Raw genomic sequence first — 26,321 nt, 5'->3', positions numbered from 1 at the left:
TTGACACAGGTTTTTGGCGGTGCTACCCTAAAACTGTAATGCATTAGATTCTGCATAAAAGCTTCCAAAGTAGTTAATCTCCAAACTTTTCGTAGGTAGAAATAGGGAGGATATTCATAAAAAAAGAAAATGCAATTTCAAAGGTTTCGATTTTAGTAATTTGTTTATAATGAGTAGAAGGAGGTGAAGGAATGCTAAGACGTATTGTTCAAGCCAGCTTCCTGATTATCGGAGGGACGCTTGGGATCTTTTTAATTCCGGAAGTATTAACATTAATGAAAATTGATGACATCGTTTTTATCAACAACCCTTATATCACGGCTGTTTTAGGTGCAATCATTTTTTATTTTATTACTTTTTGGGCAATTGATTATGTAGTCAATTTTGTGAAATGGGTCGAGGAATCCTTGATAAGGACCCCTGTTACGGACGTCCTTTTTGGAAGTTTCGGTTTGGTTCTCGGTTTGTTTGTTGCTTTTTTGATCGGTTTTGCGTTGAATGCAATAGAGGTACCAGTAGTAAATACCGTGGCTCCTATTTTGTTAACTCTGCTTTTTGGTTATCTTGGGTTTCAGGTAGGTATGAAAAAGCGCGATGAACTGTTAAGCCTGTTTCCAAACCGCACGACTAAAAAGAAGCACAATGAAGAAGAACCGGATAACCCTGCAAAAAACACGCTCAAAATATTGGATACTAGTGTCATTATTGATGGTCGCATCGCTGATATTTGTCAAACGGGTTTCCTTGAAGGAACGATTGTCATCCCGAGATTTGTTTTGGAAGAACTTCAGCATATCGCTGATTCTTCAGATGTTTTGAAGCGTAACCGTGGTCGAAGAGGGCTCGATATCTTAAATCGCATTCAGAAAGAACTGACGATCAATGTTGAGATACACGAGCAGGACTTCGAGGACGTGCAAGAGGTGGATAGCAAATTAGTAAAACTTGCACAACTCACTGACGGTGTCGTGGTTACAAACGATTTTAACTTGAATAAAGTATGTGAATTTCAAAGTGTAGCAGTATTAAATATTAACGATTTAGCAAATGCTGTTAAACCAGTTGTCCTTCCGGGCGAGGAAATGAATGTGCAAGTGATTAAAGACGGAAAAGAGCACCATCAAGGTGTTGCCTATTTAGATGACGGTACGATGATCGTTGTCGAGGATGGCAGAGAATTTATTGGTAAAAGAATTGATGTACTCGTTACGAGTGTCTTACAAACATCAGCCGGAAGAATGATTTTTGCCAAACCTAAACTATTAGAAAAAGCTTTGTAATAAAGATTGGAGATTCATTATGTCTTACAAAGTCATCATCCCGGCGGCCGGCCAGGGGAAAAGAATGGGGGCAGGGAAGAACAAGCTTTTGCTTGAACTTGATTCTATCCCTGTACTCATTCACACACTAAGGGTTTTTGAAGCTGATGAACAGTGTGAGAGTGTCATATTAGCCATTAATCCTCATGATGAAGCGGAACTGAAGGAGCTTTTACAAGCTTATTCGATTCAAAAGGTAGTGGCTCTTGTTCCAGGTGGAAAAGAGCGACAACACAGTGTGTTTGAAGCACTGAAAACTTTGAAAGGTGAAGTCATTGTTCTTGTGCACGATGGAGCAAGACCTTTCATTAAGCAGGAGATGATCCATAAGCTTGTTTTAAAAGCAGAACAAGAAGGAGCCTCTCTCGTCGCAGTTCCGGTAAAAGATACGATTAAGAAAGTTCAAAATGATGAAGTAGTGGAAACCGTTGAACGATCTAGCTTGTGGGCCGTACAAACCCCGCAGGCTTTTCGTTTTTCATTGATTCTTGAAGCACATCATCAGGCGGATCATGATGATTTTCTGGGTACAGATGACGCTAGTCTCGTTGAAAGAATGGGAACAAGTGTCTTCGTAGTCGAAGGTGACTATGATAATATCAAGTTAACGACGCCGGAAGATTTATATTTTGCCGAAGCGATCATGAAGAAGAGCGGTGCTCAATAGGAGGCGACAACATGTATAGAATTGGACAAGGCTTCGATGTTCACCAATTGACGGAGGGTAGACCGCTGATCATTGGTGGAATAACAATACCGTATGAGAAAGGCTTACTTGGGCATTCTGATGCTGACGTGCTTTTGCATACAGTAGCGGATGCGTGTCTAGGTGCGATTGGTGAGGGTGATATCGGCAGGCATTTTCCTGACACCGACCCAAATTTCAAGGATGCCGACTCTGCAAAATTAATGGAACATGTATGGGGAATTGTGAAAGAAAAAGGATATGAGCTGGTTAATGCGGATTGTACGATCATCGCTCAAATGCCAAAGATGGCACCTTATATTACACAAATGCAGGAAAGAATTGCAGAATTGTTGGAAGCATCTCCAAGCCAAGTGAATGTAAAAGCGACAACTACAGAAAAGCTTGGTTTTACGGGAAGAGGAGAAGGAATTGCCTCTCAAGTAGCAGTGCTGTTAAAGAAGAAAGATTAACGGACGGGTATGTCTTTTTCATCTGTCATGTTAAAATGTATTCACAATTGAAGCATTAGTTTAGGGGGATTTTTTATGTCAAACGAAGTTCGTGTACGTTATGCTCCTAGTCCAACTGGACATTTACATATCGGAAACGCAAGAACAGCACTTTTTAATTACTTATTTGCCCGCAATAAGGGTGGGAAATTCATTATCCGTATTGAAGATACAGATAAGAAAAGAAATATTGAAGGCGGCGAGGAAAGCCAGCTTAAATATTTGAAATGGCTTGGAATGGATTGGGACGAAAGTGTTGATGTAGGCGGCGAATACGGGCCATATCGACAATCCGAAAGAAACCATCTTTATGAAGAATACTATACAAAAATGCTCAAAGAAGGCTCTGCCTATAAGTGTTATTGTACGGAAGAGGAAATCGAAGCAGAGCGTGAAGAGCAGACGGCAAAGGGTGAAATGCCTAAGTATTCCGGCAAGTGCCGCCATTTGACCTCTGAAGATAGACAGCGTTTAGAAGACGAAGGCCGTCAGCCAAGTATTCGATTCCTAGTGCCTGCAGGTAAAGTTTATACTTTTGAAGATATGGTTAAGGGGAATGTTTCTTTTGAATCAGACGGTATTGGTGACTGGGTCATGGTCAAAAAAGACGGAACACCAACTTATAACTATGCAGTAGCAATTGATGATTACTTAATGAAGATTTCACATGTTCTACGTGGTGATGACCATATTACGAACACTCCAAAACAACTAATGGTCTTTGAAGCATTAGGATGGGAAACACCTCATTACGGTCATATGACATTGATTGTGAACGAGAGCCGCAAAAAGCTAAGCAAAAGGGATGAATCCATCATTCAATTTATCGAGCAATACGAAGAGCTTGGTTACCTTCCAGAAGCACTTTTCAACTTCATCACATTGCTTGGATGGTCTCCTGCTGGGGAAGAAGAGTTATTCTCAAAAGAACAATTCATTGAGATCTTCGATGCAAGCCGCTTATCAAAATCCCCTGCATTATTTGACCAGCAGAAGCTTGCATGGATGAATAACCAGTATATGAAAAAAGTGGACCTTGACCGTGTAGTAGAGATGGCACTGCCTCATCTTGTAAAAGCTGGACGCGCGAGCATGGAAATGACGGAACAAGAGAATGAATGGGTACGCAATCTGATTGCTCTTTATCAAGAAAAAATGAGCTTTGGCGCAGAAATCGTTGGCTTAACGGATATATTCTTCCAAGATGAAGCAGAATATGACGAAGAAGCGAAAGAAGTAATGGCAGGGGAACAGGTGCCTGAAGTATTAAAGGCGTTTTACTCTGAACTTGAGCAACTGTCAGTTCTTCAAGCGGATGACATTAAAGCTGCAATGAAGGCTGTTCAAAAAGCTACTGGTCAAAAAGGGAAGAACCTATTTATGCCAATTCGTGTGGCGACAACTGGTCAAACGCACGGACCAGACCTACCACAGGCGATCGTACTTTTAGGCAAAGAAAAAATCATGGACCGATTAAGCAAAATTATTGGTTAACATATTGAAGAAAATGTAATATAGTAATAGTAATTCAAATTTATACGATTAAAGTGTAGATGAGGAAAAGTAGGAAGACGATGCTTTAAAGAGAGAACCATCACCGGCTGAAAGTGGTTCATGCCTCTCGTATTTCTGAAATGCGCCTCAGAGCCCCATATTGAAAAGAAAGCAGACCTTTCTTAGTAGACTTGGGCGGACTCCTTCCGTTAACAGGTTAAAGCTGGGATCGTGGCTTCTGCGTTTCAATAACGTACAAGTACATGTCCAATCAGAGTGGAACCGCGCCTAAAGCGTCTCTGTCAATTGACAGAGGCGCTTTTTTGTATTCAAGAAAAGAGAGGAGGATCACAATGTTTAAGAAACTCAAAGAAGACATAGAGGTTGTGTTTGACCAAGACCCGGCAGCCCGCACCTATTTGGAGGTAATCCTAACTTATTCTGGTTTGCATGCCATCTGGGCACATCGGCTTGCACATGCGTTTTACAAGCGGAAATTCTTTTTTATTGCTCGAGTTATTTCCCAGGTAAGTAGGTTTCTTACTGGAATAGAAATACATCCTGGTGCCAAGATTGGCCGTCGTTTTTTTATTGACCACGGTATGGGTGTTGTAATTGGGGAAACATGTGAAATAGGAAATAATGTTACTGTCTTTCAAGGTGTGACACTCGGGGGAACAGGAAAAGAAAAAGGGAAACGGCATCCTACGATTCTTGATAATGCTTTGATTGCAACGGGTGCTAAAGTTTTAGGCTCCATTACAATCGGAGAGAATTCCAAGATTGGTGCCGGTTCAGTCGTATTGAAAGATGTGCCGCCAAATTCAACGGTCGTTGGGGTACCGGGTAAAGTAGTCATTAGGGATGGCAGAAGAATCAATCGCGATCTCAATCATTGCGATCTTCCCGACCCTACAGCAGATCGTTTTAAAGCGCTTGAAGAACAAGTTATGCAATTAAAAAAAGAATTGGAAGATGAAAGGAGCAAAGCCAATGGCCATTCAATTATATAATACGCTTACTCGACAAAAGGAAACGTTCAAGCCCCTTGAAGAAGGGAAAGTGAAAATGTATGTGTGCGGACCGACTGTCTACAATTATATTCACATAGGAAATGCACGTCCGGCAATTGTGTTCGATACGGTCCGTCGCTACTTTGAATTCAGAGGTTATGAAATTCAATACATCTCTAATTTTACAGATGTTGACGATAAGTTGATCCGTGTTGCGAATGAACTGAGTACGGACGTTCCCACGATTGCAGAGAAATTCATCAACGCCTATTTTGAGGACGTATCTGCTCTGGGATGCAAAAAGGCTGATGCCCATCCGCGTGTAATGGAAAGTATGGATATCATTATTGAATTTATTGAAAAACTTATCGAAAAAGATTTCGCATACGAATCTCAAGGTGATGTTTATTTTAGAACAAGAAAGTTTGAGGGGTATGGAAAGCTTTCTCACCAGCCGATTGAAGAATTGCGATTAGGGGCAAGGATTGAAGTTGGGGAGAAAAAGCAGGATGCACTGGATTTTGCCTTGTGGAAAGCGGCTAAAGTAGGTGAAATTGCTTGGGAAAGCCCATGGGGTCAAGGAAGACCTGGTTGGCATATTGAATGCTCGGCGATGGCGAAAAAATATCTTGGCGATACGATCGATATCCATGCTGGTGGTCAGGATTTAACCTTCCCTCACCATGAAAATGAGATTGCGCAGTCAGAAGCTTTATCGGGGAAAACTTTCGCAAATTATTGGATGCACAACGGCTATATTAATATCGACAACGAAAAGATGTCTAAATCACTCGGTAATTTCGTCCTTGTGCATGACATCATTAAGATTCATGATCCGCAGGTGCTAAGGTTCTTTATGCTCTCTGTTCATTATCGTAATCCGATTAATTACAGTGAAGAGCTTTTGGAAAATACTCTTGCTGCTTTTGAACGGATAACAACTTCCTATCAAAACCTTAAACACAGAAAAGAAACTAGTGTGAATCTTGCTGAAGACAGTCAAGAGTGGAAAGATAAGATTACTGCTTTGCACGATCAATTTATCGTTGAAATGGACGATGATTTTAATACAGCTAATGCTATTTCAGTATTATTTGAACTATCTAAGTTGGCAAATTATTATGTGATGGAAAAGAATACGGATATCGATGTAATCGATGCCTTCTTAAAAGAATTCGAAGATTTATTGAAAGTACTTGGAATCGAATTAAAAGGTGAAGAGTTGCTTGATGAAGAGATCGATGCCTTGATCGCGAAAAGAATTCAGGCTCGTAAAGACCGTGATTTCAAGCTTGCTGACCAAATCCGTGATCAATTAAAAGATATGAACATCATACTTGAAGATACTCCGCAAGGACCAAGATGGAAAAGAGGCTAAGTGAATGCTTCATTACGAAAACAAGATTGATGAAAAACAGCTAAACAGCTTAGCTTTGGCTTATATGGGTGATGCCGTTTTTGAAAATTATGTAAGGCATCACCTTCTGCAAAGTGGACAAGTCAAGCCAAATCAGTTACACAGAGCTGGGACAAGATATGTTTCAGCAAAAGCACAATCACAAATTCTCTTTCACATGCTGGATTTAGAAATGTTGAGTGAAGTGGAAATGGCAGTGGTAAAAAGAGGGAGAAATGCAAAGTCCGGTTCTGTACCAAAAAATACAGACGTGCAAACATATCGTTACAGTACAGCATTTGAGGCGCTAATTGGACATTTATATCTATCGGGACAGGAAGAACGTTTGAAAGATTTAGTAGTGTGTTCTTTTGAGTTTGTTGAAAACAATCAAGGAGGAGGAGCAAAATGAGCCAAGACTTTATTACCGGCAAAAATCCTGTTATTGAGGCGCTTAAGTCAGAACGTGATATTAATAAAATCCTAATAGCAGAAGGTTCACAACGAGGGCAAATGCAACAAGTCATCGAGCTCGCTAAAGAGGCAAAAGTATTGGTTCAGTTTGTACCTAAGAAGAAAATTGATCAAGTAACTGAAAATCATCAAGGTGTACTAGCATATATTGCGGCTTACGAATATGCTGAGTTGGACGATTTATTTGCCATCGCCGAGAAACGTAATGAAGCACCATTCTTTATTTTACTTGATGAAATTGAAGATCCGCATAATCTCGGTTCAGTTATGCGAACAGCCGACTCGGTAGGTGCTCACGGAATCATCATTCCAAAACGCCGTGCAGTTGGTTTGACATCAACAGTGGCTAAAGCTTCTACAGGTGCAATCGAACATATCCCCGTTGTTCGAGTGACGAACATGGCAAGAACGATCGATGAATTAAAGGAACGCGGCGTTTGGATTGCCGGAACAGATGCTAGACAAAGTCAGGATTACCGTCGTTTTGATGGAACGATGCCTTTAGGATTGGTCATTGGCAGTGAAGGTAAAGGGATGGGACGATTAATCCGCGAGAAATGCGATTTCCTCATTCATTTGCCAATGGTAGGACATGTTACATCATTAAATGCGTCCGTTGCGGCTGCATTACTAATGTATGAGGTCTACCGGAAACGCCATCCGCTAGAGGGATAAGCATGGATATCCTGCTTGTTGACGGTTACAACATCATTGGTGCTTGGCCAGAACTGCGGCAGCTAAAGGAGAAGGATTTAGCTGCCGCCAGGGACAGGCTTATAGAAAAAATGGCAGAATACCAAGGATATTCAGGTTTTAAAGTCATCGTTGTATTTGATGCCCATTATGTCCAAGGAATCGAAAAGAAGTATAAGAACCATAAAATCGAAGTTATCTTCACACGAGAAAATGAATCGGCGGATGAGCGGATTGAAAAACTAGCGATTGATATGAATAACCGAAGAACGCAAATACATGTCGCTACCTCAGACTTTACGGAGCAATGGGTTATTTTTGGACAGGGAGCATTGAGAATATCTGCTCGTGAATTGCTGACAGAGATGGAAAGTATTGAAAAGGGCATTGAAAAAAGCGTAAAGGTCATTCAGGAGAAGAAACCAGTTTCCAAAATTCCTTTAAGTAATGAAGTGGCAGAAATTTTTGAAAAATGGCGCAGAGGAAAGCAATGACTTATTGACGCTTAAAAAAGGCCTGCTGTATACTATTATTATCTATGTTTTTGCGGGCGGGGGGAATCTGGGTGATTTCGGACTTCAGGATGAAAAATACTGAGAGATATCAAATGCTCGAAGACGAAGAATTGGTAGATTTGGTGCATAAAGGTGAAAGTGACGCATTGGATTTCTTAATTCATAAGTATCGCAATTTCGTTCGTGCTAAAGCCAGGTCATACTTTCTTATTGGTGCCGATAAAGAAGATATAGTTCAAGAAGGCATGATCGGGTTGTATAAAGCGATTCGTGACTTTAAAGAGGACAAGCTTACTTCTTTTAAGGCATTCGCGGAATTGTGCATTACCAGACAAATTATTACCGCAATTAAGACTGCTACAAGGCAAAAACATATACCTTTGAATTCTTATGTCTCACTGGACAAGCCGATTTATGACGAAGAATCCGACAGAACTCTGATGGATGTTCTTTCCGGCGCGAAAGTGCTCGATCCTGAACAATTGATTATCAGTCAAGAAGAGTTTGATAACATTGAAGATAAGATGACGGAACTTCTCAGCGACCTTGAAAGAAAAGTTCTCTCTTTATATTTGGATGGGCAGTCATATCAAGAAATCTCAGAGGAATTGAACCGTCATGTCAAATCGATTGACAATGCCCTTCAGCGTGTCAAACGCAAGCTTGAAAGATATTTGGAAGTAAGAGAGTTTTCACATTAACCTTGCAAGAGGTTTAATTTTATCCAGCATTTGAAAACGCTTAGAATTTAGAGAATTCTAGTTTTAAGCGTTATTGACATTAAATAGGTGCCGTGTTAAAGTTTTTAAGACATAAAACTTGGTATTTTAGAAGGTGTCAGTAATGAACAAAAAAGTTACACTTGCTTGCAGTGATTGTGGATCAAGAAATTACTCCACTACAACGAATAAGCAGACAAGCCCTGAAAGGCTAGAATTGAAGAAGTTTTGTAAATCATGTGGTAGTCAAACGGTTCACCGAGAAACAAAGTGAATCTTTCATAGATTAAAATTATGCTATTGCGATAGTTGGGGGTTTCAGAATGCAACGTATAACAAGTTTCTTCAGCGATGTCGTTCGCGAAATGAGAAAGGTAAGTTGGCCTAAACGCAGTGAGTTAACACGCTCAACGATTACCGTTTTATCCACTGTTGCCTTTTTTGCTATTTTCTTTGCAGTACTTGATTTAGGAATTTCTGAATTGATTCGTTTAATTCTTGAATAACACCGTGCCACTCATGGTATAATGGAAAATAGTACAGGAAATGACTTCAAAGCCCGTTTAACGGGTTTTTTCATTTGGCTCAGAAAGTGTCATAAGACAACTTAGTAATTCTGAAACTGCACAACTAGTAAAGTCCGAAAGATAGACTTTTAAAAAATAATGAATATATACAGGGAGGGACGGACGCTCAAGTCCTCTTGAATGGAAAAGAATTGGTATGTTGTTCATACGTACTCTGGTTATGAGAACAAGGTTAAAGCGAACTTAGAGAAACGTGTTGAATCTATGGGAATGCAAGATAAAATCTTCCGTGTAGTAGTACCGGAAGAAGAAGAAACAGATTTCAAAAATGGTAAGAAAAAAGTGACAAAGAAGAAAGTATTTCCGGGCTATGTACTTGTTGAAATCGTCATGACAGACGATTCTTGGTATGTTGTTCGTAATACGCCAGGTGTAACAGGCTTCGTAGGATCTGCAGGTTCTGGTTCAAAGCCAACCGCTCTTTTACCTGAAGAAGTAGTCATGATTCTGAAGCGTATGGGCGTGGAAGAAAAGAGAGTCGACCATAACTATGAAATCGGCGAAACAGTTACGGTAAAAGAAGGGCCGTTTGCTAACTTTACAGGTACTATTGAAGAGATGGATAAAGATAAGTCCAAATTGAAAGTACTTGTAAATATGTTCGGTCGCGATACGCCGGTTGAACTTGATTTTACACAAATTGATAAATTATAATTGAAAAAAACTTGAAATACATTTTAAAAAATGTTAATATTTCATAGGTCAGTATGTCTTGGACAATTGACGGTGATATGTCAAGTTCTTTATTTTCACATAAAGACTTTTGTTGAGTGGGAGGGGAATCCCCTATTACCACATCACGGACTTTAAGGAGGTGTGTCTCGTGGCTAAAAAAGTAATTAAGATGGTAAAATTGCAAATCCCTGCTGGTAAAGCTAACCCAGCACCACCAGTTGGACCTGCACTAGGTCAAGCCGGTGTTAACATCATGGGATTCTGTAAGGAATTTAATGCTCGTACAGCTGATCAAGCTGGACTAATCATTCCTGTTGAAATTACGGTATTCGAAGACCGTTCATTTACATTTATTACGAAAACTCCTCCTGCTGCAGTTCTTTTGAAGGTAGCAGCTGGAATCCAGTCTGGTTCTGGTGAACCAAACCGTAATAAAGTAGCAACAGTTAAGCGTGGTACGGTACGCGAGATTGCTGAACAGAAAATGCCTGACCTTAACGCAGCTAGCGTAGAAGCGGCTATGCGTATGGTTGAAGGTACTGCTCGCAGCATGGGTATTGTTATCGAAGACTAATTGTTTGTTGCATAGGTCTGATTGAGGTTGCGTAGTTGAAGTCTTTCACTCGCAACCTTTATTCGTGGGAGGTAAATCCGTTAAAACCACAATCTAGGAGGAAATTACAATGGCTAAAAAAGGTAAGAAGTATTTAGAAGCTGCAAAGCTTGTAGATCGCGCAACTGCTTATCCAATCGCAGAAGCAATCGATCTTGCGAAGAAAACTAGCTTCGCTAAATTTGATGCAACTCTTGAAGTGGCATTCCGTCTTGGGGTTGACCCTAAGAAAGCTGACCAGCAAATCCGTGGAGCAGTTGTGCTTCCAAACGGTACTGGTAAAACTCAACGCGTTTTAGTATTCGCTAAGGGTGAAAAAATTAAAGAAGCAGAAGCTGCTGGTGCAGACTATGTTGGCGATGCAGAATACATCACTAAAATCCAACAAGGTTGGTTTGAGTTCGATGTTATCGTTGCTACTCCAGACATGATGGGTGAAGTTGGTAAGCTTGGACGCGTTCTAGGACCTAAAGGCTTAATGCCAAACCCTAAGACAGGTACTGTTACATTTGATGTAACTAGAGCTGTTAACGAAATCAAAGCTGGTAAAGTTGAATACCGTGTTGACAAAGCTGGTAACATTCACGTTCCTATCGGAAAAGCTTCTTTCGAAAACGAAAAGCTTGTTGAAAACTTCAACACTATTTTCGATACAATGGTAAAAGTGAAGCCTGCTGCAGCAAAAGGAACTTACATGAAGAACGTTACTGTTACTTCAACAATGGGACCTGGCGTTAAAGTTGACCCTTCTTCTGTAACTGTAAGATAATAGTAATTGACAATTAAAGATAGATTTTATATAATCTATTTTGTTGTTTAAATAAATAAACATTTGTACCGTAGACAGTAGGTGCTGTATAAGCTTAATATCCTGCCGAGGTAATACGATATTATTATTGTATGCTGCCTCCATGTCTGCTCGATGTGGAGGTTTTTGTTTGCCTGGTATGAATGCACTTAATCACAGGAGGTGTAAAGATGAGCAATGTAATTGAAATGAAAAAACAAATCGTTGATGAAATCTCCGAGAAGTTAAAGTCTAGCGTATCAACAATTGTTGTTGATTACCGTGGTCTTACTGTTTCTGAAGTAACTGAACTTCGTAAACAACTTCGTGAAGCGGGCATCGATTTCAAAGTTTACAAAAACTCTATGACTCGTCGTGCTGCTGAAGCTGCTGAGCTTACAGGTCTAAACGGTGCTTTAACTGGCCCGAACGCGATCGCATTCAGTAACGAGGATGTAGTAGCACCAGCTAAAATCTTGAATGACTTCGCTAAGAAGCACCAAGCTCTTGAAATCAAAGCAGGTGTAATCGAAGGTAACGTTGCGACTGTTGAAGAAGTGAAAGCTCTTGCTGAACTTCCATCACGCGAAGGTTTACTTTCTATGTTACTCAGCGTTCTTCAAGCTCCAATCCGCAATCTTGCTCTTGTTACAAAAGCAGTTGCAGAACAGAAAGAAGAACAAGGCGCTTAATCTTGTATACTCGTTTTAAACCAAAAAAACTAACCTATTTCAAGGAGGAAAATATATCATGACTAAAGAACAAATCATTGAAGCAGTTAAAAGCATGACTGTTTTAGAACTTAACGACCTAGTAAAAGCAATCGAAGAAGAATTCGGCGTAACTGCTGCTGCTCCAGTAGCAATGGGTGCTGTAGCTGGTGCTGCAGTTGAAGAAAAAACTGAATTTGACGTTATCCTTGCTGGCGCTGGCGATCAAAAAATCAAGGTTATCAAAGTTGTACGTGAAATCACTGGTCTTGGTCTTAAAGAAGCAAAAGACCTTGTTGACAACACTCCAAAAGCACTTAAAGAAGGCGTATCTAAAGAAGACGCTGAAGCAATCAAAGCTAAACTTGAAGAAGTTGGAGCTAACGTTGAAGTTAAGTAATCTAACTATTAAAAAGCTCGCTGTATAAGCGGGCTTTTTTTGACTATAAAAATATCTTTGCTTCAGAGTTAGATTTGTATCTGGCTCGGAGTGTCGAGAGGTCGGCGCTCTAAGCTTTTCTAGGAGATGAAGTAATGGCTGAGCATTATTATTCACGAACTCAGAAGGTTGATAGTGACCCGAAATTTTGGAGTTTCACATTAAAAGATCATACATTGCGTTTTAAGACTGACAATGGTGTGTTCTCGAAAAAAGAAGTGGATTTTGGCTCAAGACTTCTAATAGAAGCTTTTGAACTGCCGAATTTGGATGGGCCGATTCTTGATGTTGGGTGTGGCTATGGGCCGATTGGTCTTTCGTTAGCAAAACATTATGAAGATCGCACATTGCACATGGTTGATGTGAATGAACGTGCGTTAAGTCTTGCAAAAGAAAATGCACATTCAAACCAAATCTCGAATGTGAAGATTTACGAAAGCGATCGACTAACCGGAGTTGAAGAAAAAGGCTTTGCGGCGATCCTAACAAATCCGCCGATCCGTGCTGGAAAGCAAACGGTTCATGAAATTTTCGAACAAAGTCACGAAGCTCTTGCGAGTGCAGGGGAACTGTGGGTTGTCATTCAGAAGAAACAAGGAGCACCTTCTGCTGTGGAGAAGCTGAATAGCCTTTTTTGCGAAGTAGAAGTTGTTGATAAAAGTAAAGGGTATTTTGTCATCAAGGCTATAAAATAATTTGACTGCCAATTGTCAATATGTTAATATTATAAAATGCCAACATAATATTTTCCGGATTATTCCTACATAAGTGTAAAAAACATTGTATAAAAATGGGTTTAAACGGAAAAGATGACAAAATAATAGTTCAAAATGTGAAAATGTGGTTTTTGAGTAAAAAAACCCTTTTTCTTTTTGTCTTATGAAAGGAAGAAATTTCTTTCGTGAGATCCAATATAACGCTTGATTTGAGGGGTGAATCAGTTGACAGGTCAACTAGTTCAGTATGGACGACACCGCCAACGAAGAAGTTACGCGCGAATCAGTGAAGTTTTAGAATTACCAAATTTAATTGAAATCCAAACCTCTTCTTATCAATGGTTTCTTGATGAGGGATTGCGTGAAATGTTCCAAGATATTTCACCGATTGAAGACTTTACTGGTAACCTATCTCTAGAATTTATTGATTACAGCCTTGGCGAACCAAAGTATGCCGTAGAAGAAACGAAAGAGCGAGATGTTACTTATTCTGCTCCATTGCGAGTAAAAGTACGTCTTGTGAACAAAGAAACTGGTGAAGTTAAAGACCAGGATGTATTTATGGGCGATTTCCCGCTTATGACAGAAACAGGCACTTTTGTAATAAATGGTGCTGAACGTGTTATCGTATCTCAGTTAGTGCGTTCTCCGAGCGTATATTATAGCGGTAAGGTTGATAAAAACGGCAAAAAGGGATTTGGAGCTACAGTTATCCCGAATCGCGGCGCTTGGCTTGAGTATGAAACAGATGCCAAGGATGTCGTATATGTCAGAATCGATCGTACTCGGAAACTGCCCGTTACGGTTCTTTTGCGTGCCCTAGGGTTCGGCTCTGATCAAGAAATCATCGATTTGATTGGGGACAACGAATATATTCGTAACACGCTTGAGAAAGACAACACAGAAAGTGTGGAAAAAGCACTTCTGGAAATTTATGAGCGTCTACGTCCAGGTGAGCCACCAACAGTAGATAACGCTAAGAGTCTATTGGTTTCAAGATTCTTTGATCCAAAACGCTATGACTTAGCGAATGTTGGTCGTTATAAAATCAACAAAAAGCTTCATATTAAAAACCGTTTGTTCGGTCAGCGTCTTGCAGAAACGCTTGCTGATCCAGAAACAGGCGAAATCATCGCAGAAAAAGGAACTGTGCTTGATCGACGTAACCTTGATCGTATCATTCCAGCTCTTGAAAAGAATATTAACTTCAGAAACTTCCATCCAGCAGGTGGTGTAGTAGAAGAGGAAATCCTTCTTCAAGGTATTAAAATCTATGCACCTAATGATGAAAATGAAAAAGTTATAAATGTTATCGGCAACGCTTATGTTGTTGAACAAGTTAAGAATATTACTCCTGCCGACATTATTGCATCTATCAGTTATTTCTTTAACTTATTGCATGGTGTTGGTGATACAGACGATATCGATCACTTAGGAAACAGACGTCTTCGTTCTGTTGGTGAATTGTTGCAAAACCAATTCCGTATCGGTTTATCTCGTATGGAGCGTGTTGTTCGTGAAAGAATGTCCATTCAGGATACTGCAACGATTACACCGCAACAGTTAATCAATATTCGTCCTGTTATTGCATCTATTAAAGAGTTCTTCGGAAGCTCACAGCTTTCTCAGTTCATGGATCAAACGAATCCACTTGCAGAATTGACGCACAAACGTCGTCTATCTGCATTAGGACCTGGTGGTTTAACGCGTGAGCGCGCAGGCTTTGAAGTACGTGACGTTCACTATTCCCACTATGGCCGTATGTGTCCAATTGAAACGCCGGAAGGTCCGAACATCGGTTTGATCAACTCCCTTTCATCATTTGCGAAGGTAAATCGTTTCGGTTTCATTGAAACACCTTATCGTAGAATTGATTCTGAAACAGGAAAGGTCACGAGCCGTATCGACTACCTAACAGCCGATGAAGAAGACCTATACGTTGTTGCTCAGGCAAATGCGCGTTTAGGTGAAGACGGAGCATTCTTGGATAATGATATTGTTGCACGTTTCCGTGGGGAAAACACTGTTGTACCACGTGAACGTATTGACTACATGGACGTTTCACCAAAACAGGTTGTATCTGCTGCGACAGCTTGTATTCCTTTCTTGGAAAACGATGACTCCAACCGTGCCCTAATGGGAGCGAACATGCAACGTCAAGCAGTTCCACTTATGCAGCCTGAGGCTCCAAGAGTTGGTACTGGTATGGAATACGTTTCAGGAAAAGACTCTGGTGCTGCAGTAATCTGTAAGCACGAAGGTATTGTTGAACACGTCGAAGCCCGTGAAGTGTGGGTTCGCCGTATTACTGAGGTAGACGGTCAACAAGTTAAAGGAAACCTTGATAAGTACAGAATGCAGAAGTTCATCCGTTCTAACCAAGGAACTTGTTATAACCAACGTCCGATTGTTGCAGTTGGAAATCACGTAACAAAAGGTGAAATTTTGGCTGACGGTCCTTCTATGGAATTAGGGGAACTTGCTCTTGGACGTAACGTCCTTGTTGCATTCATGACTTGGGATGGCTACAACTATGAGGATGCCATCATCATGAGTGAACGCCTTGTAAAAGATGATGTTTATACATCTATCCATATTGAAGAATATGAGTCAGAGTCCCGTGATACTAAACTAGGACCTGAAGAAATCACGCGTGATATTCCAAACGTGGGTGAAGATGCTCTACGTAACTTGGATGAGCGTGGAATTATCCGTACAGGTGCGGAAGTAAAAGACGGTGATTTACTTGTAGGTAAAGTTACGCCTAAGGGTGTTACGGAGCTTACTGCTGAAGAACGTCTATTACATGCAATCTTCGGTGAAAAAGCGCGTGAAGTTCGTGATACATCACTTCGTGTTCCTCACGGAGGCGGCGGTATTGTTCTTGACGTTAAAGTCTTTAACCGTGAAGATGGCGATGAATTGCCACCAGGTGTAAACCAACTTGTTCGTGTTTACATCGTACAAAAACGTAAAATCTCTGAAGGCGATAAAATGGCCGGACGACATGGTAATAAGGGTGTAATCTCACGTATTTTACCTGAAGAAGACATGCCTTACTTGCCAGATGGAACACCGGTTGACATCATGCTTAACCCTCTAGGTGTACCTTCACGTATGAACATTGGACAGGTGCTTGAGCTTCACTTAGGTATGGCTGCTCGTTACCTTGGAATTCATGTTGCTTCTCCTGTATTCGATGGAGCGCGTGAGGAAGACGTTTGGGGAACAATTGCAGAAGCAGGAATGGCAAATGACGCTAAGACTGTTTTATATGATGGACGCTCAGGTGAACCGTTTGATAACCGTGTATCTGTCGGTGTTATGTATATGATTAAACTTGCGCATATGGTTGATGATAAACTACATGCTCGTTCAACTGGACCATACTCATTAGTTACGCAACAACCACTTGGAGGTAAAGCTCAATTTGGTGGTCAGCGTTTCGGTGAAATGGAAGTTTGGGCGCTTGAAGCTTATGGAGCAGCCTATACGCTACAGGAAATTCTTACTGTCAAGTCTGATGATGTTGTCGGCCGTGTGAAAACGTACGAAGCAATCGTAAAAGGTGAAAACGTACCAGAACCTGGTGTTCCTGAATCTTTCAAAGTATTAATCAAAGAACTTCAAAGCTTAGGTATGGATGTTAAGATCCTTTCTGGCGATGAGCAGGAAATTGAGATGCGTGATACGGAAGACGATGATGACATGCAACAATCAGATACTTTAACAATTGCTCCTGAACCGCAAAATTTGGAGTCTGAAATCGTAGGCACTAAAGAGTAGCAATAAGGGTAAAACCTGGAGATCGAAAGGGAGGTAGGCCCCTTGCTGGATGTTAATAATTTTGAGTTTATGAAGATCGGCCTTGCTTCACCGGATAAGATTCGTTCTTGGTCTTTCGGAGAAGTGAAAAAGCCAGAAACAATCAACTATCGTACGTTAAAACCGGAAAAAGACGGTTTGTTCTGCGAAAGAATCTTTGGTCCGCAAAAAGACTGGGAATGTCATTGCGGTAAATATAAACGTGTTCGTTACAAAGGTGTTGTCTGTGATCGATGTGGAGTAGAAGTCACTCGTGCAAAAGTTCGTCGTGAACGTATGGGTCATATCGAGCTAGCTGCTCCTGTTTCTCACATATGGTATTTCAAAGGTATTCCAAGCCGTATGGGACTTGTCCTTGACATGTCCCCAAGGGCTTTAGAAGAAGTAATCTATTTCGCTTCATATGTAGTAACGGAATCTGGCGATACTGCACTTGAAAAGAAACAATTGCTTTCTGAAAAAGAATACCGTGCATACCGAGACAAGTACGGCAATAAGTTTCAGGCTGCAATGGGTGCTGAAGCAATTAAAAAGTTGCTTTCAGATATCGATCTAAACAAGGACGTTGAAGCTTTAAAAGAAGAATTAAAGACGGCACAAGGACAACGTCGTACTCGTGCGATTAAACGTCTTGAAGTGCTTGAAGCATTCAGAGGTTCTGGTAATGAGCCTTCATGGATGATCCTTGATGTACTGCCTGTTATCCCGCCGGAACTTCGTCCGATGGTACAACTTGATGGTGGAAGATTTGCTACTTCTGACTTGAACGATTTATACCGCCGTGTAATCAACCGTAATAATCGCTTAAAGCGATTATTAGACCTTGGTGCGCCAAGTATCATCGTTCAAAATGAAAAGCGTATGCTTCAGGAAGCAGTAGACGCTTTGATTGACAATGGTCGTCGTGGCCGTCCTGTAACAGGTCCAGGAAACCGTCCGTTAAAATCACTTTCACATATGTTGAAAGGGAAACAAGGTCGTTTCCGTCAAAACTTACTAGGAAAACGTGTTGACTACTCTGGACGTTCGGTTATCGTTGTAGGACCAAACTTAAAGATGTATCAATGTGGACTTCCAAAAGAAATGGCTCTTGAGCTATTCAAGCCTTTCGTTATGAAAGAACTTGTTGGCAAAGGATTAGCTCATAACATTAAATCTGCAAAACGTAAAATAGAGAGAGTTTCACCGGAAGTATGGGATGTCTTAGAAGACGTCATCAGAGAGCATCCGGTACTGCTTAACCGTGCACCGACTCTTCACAGACTTGGTATCCAGGCATTCGAACCAACATTGGTTGAAGGTCGTGCGATCCGTCTTCACCCACTTGTATGTACGGCATACAACGCTGACTTTGACGGTGACCAAATGGCGGTTCACGTTCCGCTTTCTGCTGAAGCTCAGGCGGAAGCAAGATTGCTCATGCTAGCTGCTCAAAACATCCTTAACCCTAAGGATGGAAAACCAGTTGTTACTCCTTCCCAGGATATGGTTTTAGGTAACTACTACCTTACTTTGGAAAGAGAGAATGCTGTAGGCGAAGGTATGATCTTCAAAGATACAAACGAAGCATTGATTGCATATCAAAATGGATATGTTCACATGCACACAAGAGTAGCTGTAAATGCTGGTTCTCTTGGAAACGAAACGTTTACGGAAGAGCAAAACAACAAGTTGTTAATCACAACAGTTGGTAAGCTTATTTTTAATGAAATACTTCCGAAAACATTCCCTTACATCAATGAGCCTACAAAGTACAATCTTGAAGTCGAAACGCCGGCTAAATATTTTGTAGAAAAAGGCGAAGATGTAACGGCTAGAATTAAGGAAATGCCTCTTATCGAGCCATTTAAGAAAAAAATTCTAGGAAACATCATCGCAGAAGTATTTAAACGTTTCAAAATCACTGAAACATCTAAAATGCTTGACCGCATGAAGGACCTTGGGTTCAAACATTCAACTAAAGCTGGTATCACTGTTGGTGTATCTGACATCGTAGTATTACCTGAGAAACAAGAAATCCTAAAAGAAGCTCAAATCAAGGTAGATAATGTATTAAAGCAATTCCGGCGCGGTTTAATTACCGAAGAAGAGCGCTATGATCGCGTTATTTCTATCTGGAGTGCTGCTAAGGATACAATCCAAGGCCTATTGATGAAATCCTTGAATAAATCGAACCCGATTTTCATGATGTCTGATTCAGGTGCCCGTGGTAACGCATCTAACTTTACACAGTTAGCAGGTATGCGTGGACTAATGGCCAACCCGGCTGGACGTATTATCGAGTTACCGATCAAATCAAGTTTCCGTGAAGGTCTAACGGTATTGGAATACTTCATCTCTACTCACGGTGCGCGTAAAGGTCTTGCCGATACAGCACTTAAGACAGCTGACTCAGGTTACCTGACTCGTCGTCTTGTAGACGTTGCACAGGATGTTATCATCCGTGATAACGACTGTGGAACTGACCGTGGACTTGTTATCACTTCATTAAAAGAGGGAACTGAAGTTATTGAACCTCTTGAAGAGCGTTTAATCGGACGTTATGCAAGAAGAAATATCAAGCATCCTGAAACAGGTGCGATCATCGTAAAAGAAAACGAATTGATTACAGAAGATCTTGCTGTTGAGATTACTGAAGCAAACATTGAACAAGTTGTTATCCGTTCAGCATTCACTTGTAATACACGTCACGGCGTATGTAAGAAGTGTTACGGACGTAACCTTGCTACAGGTCAAGAGGTTGAAGTTGGCGAGGCAGTGGGAATCATTGCTGCACAATCAATCGGTGAACCTGGAACTCAGTTAACGATGCGTACATTCCATACAGGTGGGGTTGCCGGAGATGACATCACTCAAGGTTTACCTCGTATCCAGGAGATCTTTGAAGCACGTAACCCTAAAGGTCAAGCGGTTATTACTGAATTTGGTGGCATCATTGTCGGTATCAATGAAGGTAAGGATCGCCAGCAGGAAATCGTGGTTCAAGGTGAACTTGAAACTAGAACTTACACAGCTCCATATACAGCTCGTCTGAAAGTGGCTGTGAATGATCAAGTTACTCGTGGTCAAGAACTTACTGATGGTTCAATCGATCCGAAGGAACTATTAAAAGTAAGAGATGTTACAGCAGTTCAGGAATACTTGTTGAAAGAAGTTCAAAAAGTATACCGTATGCAGGGCGTTGAGATCGGTGATAAGCATATCGAGGTAATGGTCCGTCAAATGCTTCGTAAAGTGCGTGTCATTGATGCTGGTGAAACAGATGTACTCCCTGGTATGCTTCTTGATATCCACCAATTCACTGATGCGAATGAAAAAGCGTTAATGAAAGGGAACTTGCCTGCAACAGGTCGTCCGGTTCTACTTGGTATCACAAAAGCATCTCTTGAAACTGATTCATTCTTGTCAGCAGCTTCCTTCCAGGAGACGACAAGAGTTCTTACAGATGCAGCCATCAAAGGTAAGCGCGATGAATTACTCGGCTTGAAAGAAAATGTTATCATCGGTAAACTTGTTCCAGCTGGTACAGGTATGCAGAGATACCGTAAAGCAGAGCCAATTCTTAAAAGCGAAGCCACTGATGAAATGGTTACAATCGACTAATTAAACAATTATGGCACTTGGTTGGGGAGACTTACCAAGTGCCGTTTTATAAAAAAGTTGAATGATTAGTTGACATCATCTTTCTAGGATGTTACTATAGCAAAGGTGCTCCTATTGATACTTTGGAGGATATGATTTATGTCTTATGAAAAAGTATTGCAGGCTAAAAACCTAATTATAGGAACTAAGCAGACAGAGAAGGCTCTAAAGGCTGGAAATGTTATAGAGATTGTCATAGCTGAGGATGCTGATCCTAGATTAACAACCAAAGCTATTCAAACAGCGCTTAATAACAACATCCCTGTACTGTATGTCGACTCTATGAAAAAACTAGGGAAAACTTGCGGTATTGAAGTTGGAGCTTCTGTTGTTGCAATAATCCGTTAAAAACTGTTTTTGTAGATACAGAATCTGCAAGAACTTTGTTTTTGCAAAAAAATGAACCACCTGGATGTGTGGGCTTACAAAAAACGAAGGGAGGAAAACTCAAAATGCCTACTATTAATCAATTAGTGCGCAAGCCTCGTCAATCTAAAGAGGAAAAGTCAAAATCACCTGCGCTTAATAAAGGTTATAACAGCTTCAAAAAATCACAAACGAACGTATCTTCACCACAAAAACGCGGTGTTTGTACTCGTGTAGGTACAATGACACCAAAGAAACCGAACTCAGCGTTACGTAAATATGCTCGTGTACGTTTGACAAACGGTATCGAGGTGACAGCTTACATTCCTGGTATTGGACACAACCTTCAAGAGCACAGTGTTGTTCTTATCCGTGGAGGACGTGTAAAAGACTTACCAGGGGTACGTTACCACATCGTTCGTGGAGCATTGGATACGGCTGGTGTAAACAACCGTATGCAAGGTCGTTCTAAATACGGTACTAAGAGACCGAAAGCAGCTAAAAAATAATTCTATTAAATAGTAGCTTCATTGAAAGGAGGAACAAACATGCCACGTAAAGGTCCTGTAGCAAAAAGAGACGTATTACCAGATCCGTTATATAACTCAAAGCTAGTTTCTCGTCTTATCAACAAGATGATGGAAGACGGCAAAAGAGGTAAATCACAAGCAATCCTGTATGCAGCGTTTGATACTATTCGCGAGCGTACTGGCAAAGAGCCAATGGAAGTGTTTGATGCAGCGCTTAAGAACATCATGCCTGTTCTTGAAGTTAAAGCACGCCGTGTAGGTGGTTCTAACTATCAAGTACCAGTTGAGGTGCGTCCTGACCGCCGTACAACTTTAGGTCTTCGTTGGTTAGTTAGCTATGCACGCAAACGCGGTGAAAAGACGATGGAAGAGCGTCTAGCTAACGAAATCATGGATGCAGCTAACAATGCTGGTGCATCTGTTAAGAAACGTGAAGATACTCACAAAATGGCTGAAGCAAACAAAGCGTTTGCTCACTACCGTTGGTAGAATCATTTTAAAAACTAAAACCTTGATACTAGAAAGGAGAAAGACCCAATGGCAAGAGAGTTCTCCTTAGACAACACTCGTAATATCGGTATCATGGCTCACATTGATGCCGGTAAAACGACAACTACTGAGCGTGTCCTTTATTACACTGGCCGTATCCACAAGATCGGTGAAACACATGAAGGTGCATCTCAAATGGACTGGATGGAGCAGGAACAAGAGCGCGGAATCACAATCACTTCCGCTGCTACAACTGCTTCATGGAAAGGTCACCGCGTTAACATCATCGATACACCAGGACACGTAGACTTCACTGTTGAAGTTGAACGTTCACTTCGTGTACTTGATGGTGCAGTAGCTGTACTTGATGCACAGTCTGGTGTTGAACCTCAAACTGAAACGGTTTGGCGTCAAGCAACAACTTACGGTGTACCACGTGTAGTATTCGTAAACAAAATGGACAAAATCGGTGCAGACTTCTTATATTCTGTAAAAACGATTCACGACCGTTTACAAGCAAACGCACATCCGATCCAACTACCAATCGGTGCTGAAGATCAGTTCGAAGGCATTATTGATTTGATCGAGATGAAAGCGACTTTCTACGGTAACGACTTAGGTACTGATATCGAAGTTCGTGACATCCCTGCAGAATATATGGAACAAGCAGAAGAATACCGCGAAAAGTTAGTTGAAGCGGCAGCTGAGTTAGATGAAGAGTTAATGGAAAAATACCTTGGCGGAGAAGAAATCACTAATGAAGAATTAGTGGCTGCTATCCGTAAAGGAACTGTTAACGTTGAATTCTTCCCAGTAATCTGTGGTTCTGCATTCAAAAACAAAGGTGTTCAGTTAATGCTTGATGCAGTAATCGACTTCCTTCCATCTCCATTAGATGTACCAGCAATCAAAGGTACACTTCCGGATTCAGATGAAGAAGTTGAGCGTAAATCAAGCGATGAAGAGCCATTCTCAGCTCTTGCATTTAAAGTTATGACTGACCCTTATGTTGGTAAGCTTACATTCTTCCGTGTATATTCAGGTACATTGAGCTCAGGTTCATATGTACAGAACTCTACAAAAGGAAAGCGTGAGCGTGTTGGACGTATCCTTCAAATGCACGCAAACAGCCGTCAAGAGATTTCTCAAGTTTACGCTGGAGATATCGCTGCTGCTGTTGGTTTGAAAGATACAACAACAGGTGACACTCTATGTGATGAGAAAAACCTTGTTATCTTAGAGTCTATGCAATTCCCAGAGCCAGTAATCCAATTATCTGTTGAGCCTAAATCAAAAGCTGACCAAGATAAAATGACTACTGCTCTACAAAAACTTCAAGAGGAAGATCCTACATTCCGCGCTCACACTGACCAGGAAACTGGACAAGTTATCATCGCGGGTATGGGTGAACTTCACTTAGATATCATCGTCGACCGTATGCGTCGCGAATTCAAAGTTGAAGCAAACGTTGGTGCACCTCAGGTTGCATACCGTGAAACGTTCCGTAGTTCTGCTCAGGTTGAGGGTAAATTTGCTCGTCAATCAGGTGGACGTGGACAATACGGTCACGTTTGGATCGAGTTCTCTCCAAATGAAGAAGGAAAAGGCTTCGAATTCGTTAACGGAATTGTTGGTGGTGTAGTTCCACGTGAATACATCCCTGCAGTACAAGCTGGTCTTGAAGATTCTCTAGACAGAGGTGTTCTTGCTGGTTATCCGTTAGTAGACATCAAAGCTCGCTTATTCGATGGTTCTTACCATGATGTTGACTCTAGTGAAATGGCGTTCAAAATTGCTGCATCTATGGCACTTAAGAATGCTGCTTCAAAATGTAGCCCAGTAATCCTTGAGCCGATGATGCGCGTTGAAGTTGTCATCCCTGAAGAGTACATGGGTGATATCATGGGTATGTTGACTGCTCGTCGTGGACGTGTAGAAGGAATGGAAGCACGTGGAAACGCACAAGTTGTACGTTCTATGGTTCCACTTTCTGAAATGTTCGGTTATGCAACTGCATTACGTTCAAGCACACAAGGTCGTGGCGTATTCTCAATGCACTTCGATCACTACGAAGAGGTTCCAAAGTCAGTATCTGAAGAAATTATCAAAAAAAATAAAGGTGAATAATTGATTTTCAACCTTTAATAAAGTATAACTACTTATGTAACCTATGGAAGCTGTGAAATCAGTGCACTGATTTCACAGTTCTATATGATAATACTTAACTTTTACAATTCAAAGGAGGATTTTCCAAATGGCAAAAGCTAAATTCGATCGTTCAAAGCCACACGTTAACATCGGAACAATTGGTCACGTTGACCATGGTAAAACTACTTTAACTGCTGCAATCACTACTGTTCTTGCAAAAGCTGGTGGAGCAGAAGCTAAAGGATATGACCAAATCGACGCTGCTCCAGAAGAGCGCGAGCGTGGAATCACAATCTCAACTGCACACGTTGAGTACGAAACTGCTACTCGTCACTATGCACACGTTGACTGCCCAGGACATGCTGACTATGTTAAGAACATGATCACTGGTGCAGCACAAATGGACGGCGGTATCCTAGTTGTATCTGCAACTGACGGCCCAATGCCACAAACTCGTGAGCACATCCTTCTTTCTCGTCAGGTTGGTGTACCTCACCTTGTTGTATTCATGAACAAGTGTGACATGGTAGACGACGAAGAACTACTTGAATTAGTAGAAATGGAAATCCGTGACCTTCTTTCTGAATATGAGTTCCCTGGTGATGACACTCCAGTTATCAAAGGTTCTGCTCTTAAAGCTCTAGAAGGCGACGCTGCTTGGGAAGAGAAAGTTATGGAACTTATGAACGCTGTTGATGAGTACATCCCAACTCCAGCTCGTGACACTGAAAAGCCATTCATGATGCCAGTTGAGGACGTTTTCTCAATCACTGGTCGTGGAACTGTTGCTACTGGACGCGTTGAGCGTGGAGTAGTTAAAGTTGGTGACGTAGTTGAAATCGTTGGTTTCACTGAAGAGCCTAAATCTACTACTGTAACAGGTGTAGAAATGTTCCGTAAACTTCTTGACTATGCAGAAGCTGGAGACAACATCGGTGCTCTACTTCGTGGTGTATCTCGTGAAGAGATCGAGCGTGGACAAGTTTTGGCTAAGCCAAAATCAATCACTCCACACACAAAGTTCAAAGCGGAAGTTTATGTTCTTTCTAAAGAAGAAGGTGGACGTCATACTCCATTCTTCACTAACTACCGTCCACAATTCTATTTCCGTACTTCTGACATTACAGGTATCTGTAACCTTCCAGAAGGCGTAGAAATGGTTATGCCTGGTGACAACATCGAAATGACTGTTGAGCTTATCGCTCCAGTTGCAATCGAAGAAGGTACTAAGTTCTCTATCCGTGAGGGTGGACGTACTGTAGGCGCTGGCGTAGTTGCAACTATTACTGAATAGTCTATGACTTTCAAAAGCAGATGGATCTTCCATCTGCTTTTTTTATTGTTCTTTTAAAATTATGACGAGTTTCTTCTATATAAATAGAATTATAATCTGAATGAATTGTTGTAATTTTTCGCGTTTCAAATATGTACTTGAAATTAATTGGTATAGTCGTTATAATAGTAAAAGTGTGCAAGACATAAAAGAAAAAAACGTAATACACTTGCGTTTCATTTATGTTTTTTGTATAATAGACAATGTTGGTCTTTGACTGCGATGAAGTGAAAGGTTGCTGACACACCCGGCCGCTTTGCCATGGCGAGTGTGTGGGAAATTTTCACGGAGAATGTCTATTCATGAAAATAGGCGAAAAGGAGGGAAAATAATGGCAAAACAAAAGATTCGTATCCGTTTAAAAGCATATGATCACAGAATTCTTGATCAGTCTGCTGAAAAGATTGTTGAAACTGCAAAACGTTCTGGTGCTGCTGTATCTGGACCGATTCCACTTCCAACGGAGAAGTCAATTTACACAATCCTACGTGCGGTTCATAAGTACAAAGATTCTCGTGAACAATTCGAGATGCGTACTCATAAGCGTCTAATCGATATCATCAACCCAACGCCACAAACAGTTGATGCTTTAATGCGTTTAGACTTACCATCAGGCGTTGACATTGAAATTAAACTTTAAT

The 26,321-nt window shown here is 41.1% G+C and carries 26 protein-coding genes and 1 other annotated feature; all 26 genes read left to right on the top strand.

The genetic code is table 11. The annotated features are described in order from the left end of the window. Positions 1–191 precede the first annotated feature (191 nt). On the top strand, positions 192–1,280 hold the full coding sequence (locus BMZ31_RS19230; RefSeq protein WP_090833539.1) for a PIN/TRAM domain-containing protein: 1,089 nt from the start codon (positions 192–194) through the stop codon (positions 1,278–1,280). 19 nt (positions 1,281–1,299) lie between these two features. Continuing rightward, positions 1,300–1,986 (top strand): 2-C-methyl-D-erythritol 4-phosphate cytidylyltransferase, encoded by a 687-nt coding sequence (ispD, locus tag BMZ31_RS19225; protein ID WP_090833538.1) that lies wholly within the window; start codon positions 1,300–1,302, stop codon positions 1,984–1,986. Between the two features lie 11 nt (positions 1,987–1,997). Then, positions 1,998–2,477: a 2-C-methyl-D-erythritol 2,4-cyclodiphosphate synthase gene (gene ispF, locus BMZ31_RS19220; RefSeq protein ID WP_090833537.1), complete on the top strand. Its 480-nt coding sequence runs from the start codon at positions 1,998–2,000 to the stop codon at positions 2,475–2,477. 75 nt (positions 2,478–2,552) lie between these two features. Then, positions 2,553–4,010, top strand: coding sequence for a glutamate--tRNA ligase (gene gltX, locus BMZ31_RS19215; RefSeq protein WP_090833536.1), 1,458 nt, complete (start codon positions 2,553–2,555; stop codon positions 4,008–4,010). A 353-nt stretch (positions 4,011–4,363) separates the two neighbouring features. Further along, positions 4,364–5,023, top strand: coding sequence for a serine O-acetyltransferase (cysE, locus tag BMZ31_RS19210; protein WP_090833535.1), 660 nt, complete (start codon positions 4,364–4,366; stop codon positions 5,021–5,023). Beyond that, a complete protein-coding gene (gene cysS / locus BMZ31_RS19205; protein WP_090833534.1) occupies positions 5,004–6,401 on the top strand; it encodes a cysteine--tRNA ligase in 1,398 nt (465 codons plus the stop codon). Before cysE ends, cysS begins: the two co-directional genes overlap by 20 nt. 4 nt (positions 6,402–6,405) lie before the next feature. Continuing rightward, positions 6,406–6,831 (top strand): Mini-ribonuclease 3, encoded by a 426-nt coding sequence (locus tag BMZ31_RS19200; RefSeq protein ID WP_090833533.1) that lies wholly within the window; start codon positions 6,406–6,408, stop codon positions 6,829–6,831. Then, positions 6,828–7,568 (top strand): 23S rRNA (guanosine(2251)-2'-O)-methyltransferase RlmB, encoded by a 741-nt coding sequence (rlmB, locus tag BMZ31_RS19195; RefSeq protein ID WP_090833532.1) that lies wholly within the window; start codon positions 6,828–6,830, stop codon positions 7,566–7,568. Before BMZ31_RS19200 ends, rlmB begins: the two co-directional genes overlap by 4 nt. Before the next feature lie 2 nt (positions 7,569–7,570). Beyond that, on the top strand, positions 7,571–8,080 hold the full coding sequence (locus BMZ31_RS19190; protein ID WP_090833531.1) for an NYN domain-containing protein: 510 nt from the start codon (positions 7,571–7,573) through the stop codon (positions 8,078–8,080). A gap of 89 nt (positions 8,081–8,169) precedes the next feature. Then, positions 8,170–8,802 (top strand): RNA polymerase sporulation sigma factor SigH, encoded by a 633-nt coding sequence (sigH, locus tag BMZ31_RS19185; RefSeq protein ID WP_175478184.1) that lies wholly within the window; start codon positions 8,170–8,172, stop codon positions 8,800–8,802. Between the two features lie 142 nt (positions 8,803–8,944). Further along, positions 8,945–9,094: a 50S ribosomal protein L33 gene (rpmG, locus tag BMZ31_RS19180; RefSeq protein WP_090833529.1), complete on the top strand. Its 150-nt coding sequence runs from the start codon at positions 8,945–8,947 to the stop codon at positions 9,092–9,094. 49 nt (positions 9,095–9,143) lie between these two features. Next, positions 9,144–9,326, top strand: a complete 183-nt coding sequence (gene secE / locus BMZ31_RS19175) for a preprotein translocase subunit SecE (RefSeq protein ID WP_090833528.1) — start codon at positions 9,144–9,146, stop codon at positions 9,324–9,326. A 201-nt stretch (positions 9,327–9,527) separates the two neighbouring features. Further along, complete coding sequence (nusG, locus tag BMZ31_RS19170; RefSeq protein ID WP_090833527.1) at positions 9,528–10,061, top strand: transcription termination/antitermination protein NusG; 534 nt, start codon at positions 9,528–9,530, stop codon at positions 10,059–10,061. 169 nt (positions 10,062–10,230) lie between these two features. Further along, positions 10,231–10,656, top strand: coding sequence for a 50S ribosomal protein L11 (gene rplK, locus BMZ31_RS19165; RefSeq protein ID WP_139205983.1), 426 nt, complete (start codon positions 10,231–10,233; stop codon positions 10,654–10,656). A 109-nt stretch (positions 10,657–10,765) separates the two neighbouring features. Beyond that, the gene (gene rplA / locus BMZ31_RS19160; RefSeq protein WP_090833525.1) at positions 10,766–11,464 is read left to right on the top strand and encodes a 50S ribosomal protein L1; all 699 of its coding nucleotides are present in this window, start codon (positions 10,766–10,768) and stop codon (positions 11,462–11,464) included. Positions 11,465–11,514: 50 nt separating this feature from the next. Then, positions 11,515–11,641 (top strand) — a sequence feature (ribosomal protein L10 leader region). A gap of 32 nt (positions 11,642–11,673) precedes the next feature. Then, positions 11,674–12,174 carry a 50S ribosomal protein L10 gene (rplJ, locus tag BMZ31_RS19155; protein ID WP_090833524.1) on the top strand — a complete coding sequence of 167 codons (501 nt, stop codon included), beginning with the start codon at positions 11,674–11,676 and terminating at the stop codon, positions 12,172–12,174. Positions 12,175–12,232: 58 nt separating this feature from the next. Further along, positions 12,233–12,592 carry a 50S ribosomal protein L7/L12 gene (gene rplL / locus BMZ31_RS19150; protein WP_090833523.1) on the top strand — a complete coding sequence of 120 codons (360 nt, stop codon included), beginning with the start codon at positions 12,233–12,235 and terminating at the stop codon, positions 12,590–12,592. A gap of 134 nt (positions 12,593–12,726) precedes the next feature. Then, positions 12,727–13,326: a class I SAM-dependent methyltransferase gene (locus BMZ31_RS19145; RefSeq protein WP_090833522.1), complete on the top strand. Its 600-nt coding sequence runs from the start codon at positions 12,727–12,729 to the stop codon at positions 13,324–13,326. Between the two features lie 246 nt (positions 13,327–13,572). Beyond that, positions 13,573–17,133 (top strand): DNA-directed RNA polymerase subunit beta, encoded by a 3,561-nt coding sequence (rpoB, locus tag BMZ31_RS19140; protein WP_090833521.1) that lies wholly within the window; start codon positions 13,573–13,575, stop codon positions 17,131–17,133. A gap of 42 nt (positions 17,134–17,175) precedes the next feature. Next, on the top strand, positions 17,176–20,775 hold the full coding sequence (rpoC, locus tag BMZ31_RS19135; protein WP_090833520.1) for a DNA-directed RNA polymerase subunit beta': 3,600 nt from the start codon (positions 17,176–17,178) through the stop codon (positions 20,773–20,775). Between the two features lie 138 nt (positions 20,776–20,913). Then, on the top strand, positions 20,914–21,162 hold the full coding sequence (locus BMZ31_RS19130) for a 50S ribosomal protein L7ae-like protein (protein ID WP_090833519.1): 249 nt from the start codon (positions 20,914–20,916) through the stop codon (positions 21,160–21,162). Between the two features lie 104 nt (positions 21,163–21,266). Beyond that, positions 21,267–21,689: a 30S ribosomal protein S12 gene (gene rpsL, locus BMZ31_RS19125; RefSeq protein ID WP_026565517.1), complete on the top strand. Its 423-nt coding sequence runs from the start codon at positions 21,267–21,269 to the stop codon at positions 21,687–21,689. A 39-nt stretch (positions 21,690–21,728) separates the two neighbouring features. Continuing rightward, positions 21,729–22,199 (top strand): 30S ribosomal protein S7, encoded by a 471-nt coding sequence (gene rpsG / locus BMZ31_RS19120; protein WP_090833518.1) that lies wholly within the window; start codon positions 21,729–21,731, stop codon positions 22,197–22,199. 48 nt (positions 22,200–22,247) lie between these two features. Next, the gene (gene fusA / locus BMZ31_RS19115; protein ID WP_090833517.1) at positions 22,248–24,326 is read left to right on the top strand and encodes an elongation factor G; all 2,079 of its coding nucleotides are present in this window, start codon (positions 22,248–22,250) and stop codon (positions 24,324–24,326) included. Positions 24,327–24,453: 127 nt separating this feature from the next. Continuing rightward, positions 24,454–25,641, top strand: coding sequence for an elongation factor Tu (gene tuf, locus BMZ31_RS19110; RefSeq protein WP_090833516.1), 1,188 nt, complete (start codon positions 24,454–24,456; stop codon positions 25,639–25,641). A gap of 370 nt (positions 25,642–26,011) precedes the next feature. Then, the gene (gene rpsJ, locus BMZ31_RS19105) at positions 26,012–26,320 is read left to right on the top strand and encodes a 30S ribosomal protein S10 (protein WP_090833515.1); all 309 of its coding nucleotides are present in this window, start codon (positions 26,012–26,014) and stop codon (positions 26,318–26,320) included. Position 26,321 lies beyond the last annotated feature (1 nt).

It is taken from the genome of Bacillus sp. cl95, from assembly GCF_900115925.1.
GTDB lineage: Bacteria > Bacillota > Bacilli > Bacillales > Cytobacillaceae > Neobacillus_A.
The sequence above is the reverse complement of the archived record's forward strand: the minus strand, read 5'-3'. Positions and strand labels throughout refer to the sequence as shown.

Excerpts from the sequence above, each read along its gene's own strand:
- BMZ31_RS19230 (WP_090833539.1), top strand. The coding sequence starts at position 192 with ATGCTAAGACGTATTGTTCAAGCCAGCTTCCTGATTATCGGAGGGACG.
- ispD (WP_090833538.1), top strand. The coding sequence starts at position 1,300 with ATGTCTTACAAAGTCATCATCCCGGCGGCCGGCCAGGGGAAAAGAATG.
- ispF (WP_090833537.1), top strand. The coding sequence starts at position 1,998 with ATGTATAGAATTGGACAAGGCTTCGATGTTCACCAATTGACGGAGGGT.
- gltX (WP_090833536.1), top strand. The coding sequence starts at position 2,553 with ATGTCAAACGAAGTTCGTGTACGTTATGCTCCTAGTCCAACTGGACAT.
- cysE (WP_090833535.1), top strand. The coding sequence starts at position 4,364 with ATGTTTAAGAAACTCAAAGAAGACATAGAGGTTGTGTTTGACCAAGAC.
- cysS (WP_090833534.1), top strand. The coding sequence starts at position 5,004 with ATGGCCATTCAATTATATAATACGCTTACTCGACAAAAGGAAACGTTC.
- BMZ31_RS19200 (WP_090833533.1), top strand. The coding sequence starts at position 6,406 with ATGCTTCATTACGAAAACAAGATTGATGAAAAACAGCTAAACAGCTTA.
- rlmB (WP_090833532.1), top strand. The coding sequence starts at position 6,828 with ATGAGCCAAGACTTTATTACCGGCAAAAATCCTGTTATTGAGGCGCTT.
- BMZ31_RS19190 (WP_090833531.1), top strand. The coding sequence starts at position 7,571 with ATGGATATCCTGCTTGTTGACGGTTACAACATCATTGGTGCTTGGCCA.
- sigH (WP_175478184.1), top strand. The coding sequence starts at position 8,170 with ATGAAAAATACTGAGAGATATCAAATGCTCGAAGACGAAGAATTGGTA.
- rpmG (WP_090833529.1), top strand. The coding sequence starts at position 8,945 with ATGAACAAAAAAGTTACACTTGCTTGCAGTGATTGTGGATCAAGAAAT.
- secE (WP_090833528.1), top strand. The coding sequence starts at position 9,144 with ATGCAACGTATAACAAGTTTCTTCAGCGATGTCGTTCGCGAAATGAGA.
- nusG (WP_090833527.1), top strand. The coding sequence starts at position 9,528 with ATGGAAAAGAATTGGTATGTTGTTCATACGTACTCTGGTTATGAGAAC.
- rplA (WP_090833525.1), top strand. The coding sequence starts at position 10,766 with ATGGCTAAAAAAGGTAAGAAGTATTTAGAAGCTGCAAAGCTTGTAGAT.
- rplJ (WP_090833524.1), top strand. The coding sequence starts at position 11,674 with ATGAGCAATGTAATTGAAATGAAAAAACAAATCGTTGATGAAATCTCC.
- rplL (WP_090833523.1), top strand. The coding sequence starts at position 12,233 with ATGACTAAAGAACAAATCATTGAAGCAGTTAAAAGCATGACTGTTTTA.
- BMZ31_RS19145 (WP_090833522.1), top strand. The coding sequence starts at position 12,727 with ATGGCTGAGCATTATTATTCACGAACTCAGAAGGTTGATAGTGACCCG.
- BMZ31_RS19130 (WP_090833519.1), top strand. The coding sequence starts at position 20,914 with ATGTCTTATGAAAAAGTATTGCAGGCTAAAAACCTAATTATAGGAACT.
- rpsL (WP_026565517.1), top strand. The coding sequence starts at position 21,267 with ATGCCTACTATTAATCAATTAGTGCGCAAGCCTCGTCAATCTAAAGAG.
- rpsG (WP_090833518.1), top strand. The coding sequence starts at position 21,729 with ATGCCACGTAAAGGTCCTGTAGCAAAAAGAGACGTATTACCAGATCCG.
- fusA (WP_090833517.1), top strand. The coding sequence starts at position 22,248 with ATGGCAAGAGAGTTCTCCTTAGACAACACTCGTAATATCGGTATCATG.
- tuf (WP_090833516.1), top strand. The coding sequence starts at position 24,454 with ATGGCAAAAGCTAAATTCGATCGTTCAAAGCCACACGTTAACATCGGA.
- rpsJ (WP_090833515.1), top strand. The coding sequence starts at position 26,012 with ATGGCAAAACAAAAGATTCGTATCCGTTTAAAAGCATATGATCACAGA.